This is a genomic window from Corallococcus aberystwythensis (assembly GCF_003612165.1).
GTDB lineage: Bacteria > Myxococcota > Myxococcia > Myxococcales > Myxococcaceae > Corallococcus > Corallococcus aberystwythensis.
In genome coordinates this window covers 1-5750 of the sequence record NZ_RAWK01000420.1, presented here as the reverse complement: position 1 = coordinate 5750, position 5750 = coordinate 1, and the positions used below count along the sequence as shown (strand labels likewise).

The following is a 5750-nucleotide window of genomic DNA, read 5'->3' as shown; positions in this document are numbered from 1 at the left end:
CTCCCACCCCTCATTCCCGCCCGGCGCACCTACCTGTCGGGACTGCCCGCCCTTCGTACCTTCGGGCAACCTCCGAGCAGGTGGACGGCCATGGCCCAGTCGTGGCTTGCTACGCTTCCCCTTTAAGTCAAGACTTCCCAGTCTTTCCCCCCGCAGAGGACAGCCCCCCATGCCCACGACGAACGCGACGGATGGAACACCCTTGCACTACCGGGTGCTGGGGGACGGTCCTCGCGACGTGGTGCTGGTGCACGGGTGGATGGTGTCCGGCGCGGTGTGGGACCCGATGCTGGAGAAGCTGGACATGACGGGCCTGCGGCTGCTCGTCCTGGACCACCGGGGCACCGGGCCGTCCGGACGGCCGACGTCGGGGTACTCGCTGGAGCAGTACGCGAAGGACGTGCTGGCGGTGGCGGACCACGCGAAGGCGCAGCGCTTCACGCTCGTGGGCCACAGCATGGGCGGGCAGATCGCCAAGTGGGTGGCGTCCGAAGCGCCCTCGCGCGTCAGCGGCCTGGTGCTGCTCAACTCGGTGCCCGCGTCGGGGCTGCCCCTGCCTCCGGACGCGGCGGGGCTGTTCCGCACCTCCGCGGGGGACCGCGAGAAGCAGAAGACCATCCTGGGCCTGGCGTGCAAGCAGCTGTCGCCGGAGTCGTTGGAGGTCCTGCTGAAGGACTCGGGCTCCGTGTCGAAGGACGCCATCGAGCAGTGCTTCGATTCCTGGACGGCGGGCGGCTTCGCGCACCGGCTGTCCGCCATCACGGCGCCCACGCTGGTGGTGGCCACGGATGATCCGTTCCTGCCGCCGGTGTTCCTCAAGCAGGCGGTGGTGGGGCTCATCCAGAACGCGCGGCTGACGCACCTGCCGGGGCCGGGGCACTACCCCCAGGTGGAGCGTCCGGCGGAGACGGCGGCGCTCTTGTCGGCGTTCCTCGCGGGCAACGCCGCGCAGGCTTGAAGGGGGACGTGACATGGCCTGGGGTATGTCCTTCGAACGCGACGCCGAGCACGACGTCGTCACCGCGCACTTCACCGACTGCATCCTGGTGACGGATGAGGACGTGTATCGCTGGGGGCGCGAGGTGGAGGCGCAGTTCGCGAAGTTCAACGGCCGGGTGGACCTGCTCATCAACCTGGATGGGCTCATCGTCCGCCACACCGCGGGGCGCATCTTCGGCAAGGTGCGCCGCGAGGTGCTGGAGCGCAACACGCACCGCTCGTACCGCTACGGCGGCGATGAGATGACGCTCACGTTCATCAACACCAGCGGCGCCATCCACGGCGCGGCGGTGAACCACTTCCCCACGCGCGAGGCCGCCCTGGCGGCGCTGATCGCCGAGCGCGAGACCCTGCGCAAGCGCGGCTTCACGCCGTTCCTGCCGGGCGTCTTCAACACCAAGCGCTGAAAAGCGCGCCGCTACACGCCGGCGAACCACTCGTAGCCGCGGTCCTCCCAGGTGCCCCCCGTGGCCTCCGGGAGGAAGCGCACGGTGGTGAGGTACTTCACCATCTTGTAGCCCAGCTTCACGCCCGAATAGAGGCGCAGCGGCGCGCCATGGCCGGGGATGAGCGGCGCTCCGTTCATGCCGTACGCGAGCACGGTCTGGGGATGCAGCGCGCTGGCCGCGTCCCAGGACGAGTAATAGCCCTGGTCGAACGAGCGGAACTCCACGAAGCCCGCGCGCGGATCCGCGCCCACGGCCCGGGCCAGGTCGCTGACGCGCACGCCGTGCCATGACGCCACCGCGCTCCAGCCCTCCACGCAGTGGTGGCGGATCCGGAAGCCGGTCCGGGGCAGCCGCTGCAATTCCTCCAGCGTGAAGGTGCGTGGCCGGGCCACGAGTCCGCCCACTTCCAACCGCCAGTCCGCGGGGGCCAGGGGCACGGTGTCGGAGAGGAAGTAGTGCGGAAAATCGCCGGGCTGGGTGAGCTGCTCGACGGGCTCCTCGGGGGCGAGCCGGGTGGGGTGGAAGAGGGCGGATTGGGCGTGCTCGTTGAAGCGGTCCATGACGCCGAGGAAGCCGGCACGCGGGCGTTGGGAGTCGCAGGCGCTGGTGGTGAGCGCGGCGGCGCCCAGGAGGACGCGGCGGCGGGTGAGGACGCGCTCAGCGGGCATCGGTTTTCCTCCCGCCGGTGAGCATCTCCCCGAAGGTGCGCGGGTGCAGGGCGACGAGCACGACGTGGCCCACGGTGAAGAGGGCGAGCAGCGCGAGCAGCAGCAGGTGCACGAAGCGCGCGGGGTCGTAGCCGCCGAAGAGGGCGGTGAGCCACTGGAGCTGCACGGGCTTGTAGAGGACGAGGCCTGAGAGGACGGACAGCGCGCCCATGAACAGTGCGGCCGTGTACGCCAGCCGCTGGAGCCCGTTGTAGAGGCCCGTCTGTGCGGGGGCGGGGCGCAGCCGCAGGTAGTACGCGAGCGTGGCCACGGCATCGCGCGTGTCGCGGCGAGGGAGGAACAGGCGGCGGCGCCACTCACCGCTGAGCGCGAGGTAGAGCACGTACACGAGCCCGTTGAGGGCCAGGAACCACCCGAACGCGAAGTGCCAGCTTCGCGCCCCCGCGAGCCAGTCCCCCAGGCGCAGCCACGACGGGGGCACGGCGTCCTGGAAGGGATAGAGCGCGAAGGGCCGCCCGCGAGGCCCCATGCGCGGATACGCGACGAGGATCTGCAACCCACTGGCCGCGAGGATGGCGAGCAGCGGCACGTTGGCCCAGTGGGCGAGCCGGATGGGCCAGGGCTGGGGACGGCGCGGCTCGGGCGGATGCACGCAGGGGAACCAAGCACCACGATGCGGCCCGGGACCATGCGGCGGGGGGGCGACAGCCCGGCGGTCGCGGAGGAGTGGCGGGCATTGGACGGCGTGCCGGGCGCACATGGACGCCTGTCCCCGTGGATTGGACGTCCGGAAGTGAGCCGATATCGTTCCCGCTCCCGTCCGCCTTCCCCGAGGATGCCGTGACCCTGAAGCCCGCCAATGCGTTGCACCTCGTGGGGGTATTGCTGCTGACCGCGTTCGGTTGCGTGGAGGAGGAACCCACCTTCACTGCACCCCTGGCGGGAGGCGCGCGGCTCGTGGTCGCGATGCCCCGGTCCGCGGAGGCCGTCGCGGTCACGGCCACGGTGACGCATACGTCCGGCGCCACGGAGTCGAAGGCGCTGACGCCCCGGACGGATCCGGGTGGCGGTATCGCGTGGACGACCGTCGTGAAGCCGGAGTCTCCCGAGGAGGAGATCCGGCTGGCCGTGGACGCCGTGAATGCCGATGACTCGGTGACGGCCCGCTTGAGCCTGGACGCTGGCGTGAAGCTGCCGCTGTATGAAGAAGCGCTCGTGGTCATGGTGCCCCTGCCCGAGTCCGGCCTGCCGGAACTGGCCAACCACGCGCCACGCATCCACGAAGTGCGCGCGCCAGGCAGCATCGTGGCCCCGGGCGACACCGTGCGGTTGAGCGCGCAAGCGAGTGACCTGGATGAAGATGCGCTCACCTACGCCTGGACCGCCTCCTCTGGGACGCTCGACTGCGTGGACGCGACCTGCGAGTGGACGGCGGCACTGCCGCAGCCCGATGCCGGCGTCGGAGCGGAGTTCGATGATGACGCGTTGATCCGGCTGCAGGTCACGGATGCCCGGGGCGCGGTGTCCACGCTCCAGTTCCGCATCGGCTTGGGCACCACGCGCGCGCCGCCGTCGTTGGATGACACGCTGTTCAACCGCTCGCCGGTGGCGTCCGTGGCCGGCGCGGCCCAGCAGGTGGGCCTGAACAAGGACTTCCAGGTCCAGGCAACGGTGACGGACGAGGACGGTCCCCGGGACGTGCTGACGTATGCCTGGAGCGCGACGTGCGAGGGCCTCTTCAATGACCCCACCGCCGCCCGGCCGGTCTTCACCCCGACAGCGACTCCGCCGGAGTGTGGCTGCCAGTTGAAGGGCACCGTGACGGACGGCTTCGGTGGAAGCGCGGAGCAGCTCGTGAACCTGTGCGTGCGGGCGGACGCGCCGCCGGTGCTGGACACCCCGTCGCAGTCCGCCGCGAACGCGCTCGCGGGCGAACGCGTGACGTTCACCGTGAAGGCGGCGGACCCTCGCGGCGAGGCGATGACGTTCGCCTGGACGTCGAACGTGGGCGCGCTCGGCACGGCGGTGAGGGACGGCACCACGAGCACGGTGGACTGGACGGAGCTCTCCTGCCTGCCGGCGGAGGTCACGCCCACGGTGGGGGTGGTGGTGACGAACAGCTCGGGCGCGAGCACGCGGCATTCCTTCTCCGTCGCGTGGGCGGGCCGGCGCTGCGGCCCGGGGGAATCCCCTTGCGCCATCACGCTGTCACCGGAACGGGTGACGCTGCGCGAGGACTGCGTGGTCCAGAGCGCGGTGTTCATCCCGGACGGCTTCACGTTCGACGGGGACGGGCACACGCTGACCGCGTCCGAGGACGGCGCCGGGGACCACTTCAAGGGCGCGGTGCTGCGCAACCGGGGCACGTTGGCGAGCGTGCGCGACGTGACCGTGACGGCGCGAAACCTGTCGGACGTGTGTGACGCGGACACGGACCGGCTGCGCGGCATCCTGCTGGAGGGCGCGAGCGGCACCATCGAGGACACCGTGGTGGAGGACCTGAGCCAGGCGGGCAACGTCGGTGGTTGCCAGGAGGGCTTCGCCATCGACGTGCGCAACAGCGCGGCGGGCGCCACGCCGGTGACGGTGGTCATCCGGGGCAACCAGCTGACGGGCTACCAGAAGGCGGGCGTGGTGGTGCTGGGGCGCGTGGCGGCGACGGTGGAGGACAACGTCATCAACGGCCTGGGCCCCACGGACCGCATCGCGCGCATCGGCATCCAGCTCGCGTACGGCGTCTCCGGTCAGGTGGTGGGCAACCAGGTGCAGGGCAATGCGTACCTGACCCATCTGGACTACGGCGCAGGCATCCTGGTGCTGGGCGGCGGGTACTACGGCGCGGGACGCGAGCTGTGCCACGACCTGCGCATCCAGGACAACGTGCTGACGGAGAACGACGTCGGCGTCGATCTGCTGCAGGCGGTGGACGCCGACTTCACGCCTCCCGCCGCGTCCCAGGGCATCCAGGTGGTTGGCAACACGCTGAGCAAGGCGGAGCTGACGAACAGCATCTATCAGGCCGCCATCTCGGACAACGGGACCGCGAACCTCATCAGCCGCAACCGGATCAGCGGTGACGGTTACGACCCGGACGTGTACCCGGACAACGTCATCGCCGTGGATGTGACGGCGCAGGGTGAGGAGCGTCAGGTGGGCTTCGCCACTCCCGCGCGGACGCTGGACGCGGGCGTGTGTTCGGAGGCGCTGGTGGTGCAGGGCTGGGACCTGGCCGGCAACCTGGCCCCGCTGTCCGTGCCGGAGGTGGCGCTGGCCGCGTCGGATGCGGGCGCGACCTTCCACCTGCTTCCGGATTGTTCGGATGCCCCCGTGACGGTGGTGAGCCTCAAGAACGGGCAGCGCGAGGGCATCTTCTACGTCCAGGCCCCGACCGCGGGCCCGCTGACCCTCACGGCGACGGGCGACGGCGCGAGCACCACCCAGGAGCAGACGGTCCGCTGAGCCACACGGGCGGGCCATGCCCCGGACTCAAGCCGCGCCAGGTTGTCGGGCCTGAAAGCTGTCCCAATGGCTGAGACGGCAAGAACCCCACTGAGGCCGCCTGTCCGAGGCGCACCGTCCGAACTGGTCCGACAGTCGGACCAGTTGGGACCGTTGGGCCCAAGCCGTGCATGGG

Annotated in this window: 5 protein-coding genes; 3 read left to right on the top strand and 2 right to left on the bottom strand. The window is 70.7% G+C overall.

Annotated elements, in window-relative coordinates:
- The first annotated feature begins 169 nt into the window (after positions 1-169).
- Together D7W81_RS39405 and D7W81_RS39400 are read left to right on the top strand one after the other, a co-directional pair.
- Positions 170-958 (top strand): alpha/beta fold hydrolase, encoded by a 789-nt coding sequence (locus D7W81_RS39405; RefSeq protein ID WP_120560475.1) that lies wholly within the window; start codon positions 170-172, stop codon positions 956-958.
- A gap of 13 nt (positions 959-971) precedes the next feature.
- Positions 972-1406, top strand: a complete 435-nt coding sequence (locus D7W81_RS39400) for a hypothetical protein (RefSeq protein WP_120560474.1) — start codon at positions 972-974, stop codon at positions 1404-1406.
- Positions 1407-1417: 11 nt separating this feature from the next.
- On the opposite strand, the gene D7W81_RS39395 is transcribed toward D7W81_RS39400, so the two are convergent.
- A complete protein-coding gene (locus D7W81_RS39395) occupies positions 1418-2116 on the bottom strand; it encodes a molybdopterin-dependent oxidoreductase (protein ID WP_120560473.1) in 699 nt (232 codons plus the stop codon).
- Positions 2106-2768 carry a cytochrome b/b6 domain-containing protein gene (locus D7W81_RS39390; RefSeq protein ID WP_120560472.1) on the bottom strand — a complete coding sequence of 221 codons (663 nt, stop codon included), beginning with the start codon at positions 2766-2768 and terminating at the stop codon, positions 2106-2108. Before D7W81_RS39390 ends, D7W81_RS39395 begins: the two co-directional genes overlap by 11 nt.
- Positions 2769-2956: 188 nt before the next feature.
- On the opposite strand from D7W81_RS39390, the gene D7W81_RS39385 reads away from it, so the two are divergent.
- Positions 2957-5575 (top strand): right-handed parallel beta-helix repeat-containing protein, encoded by a 2619-nt coding sequence (locus D7W81_RS39385; RefSeq protein WP_120560471.1) that lies wholly within the window; start codon positions 2957-2959, stop codon positions 5573-5575.
- The last annotated feature ends 175 nt before the right edge of the window (positions 5576-5750 follow it).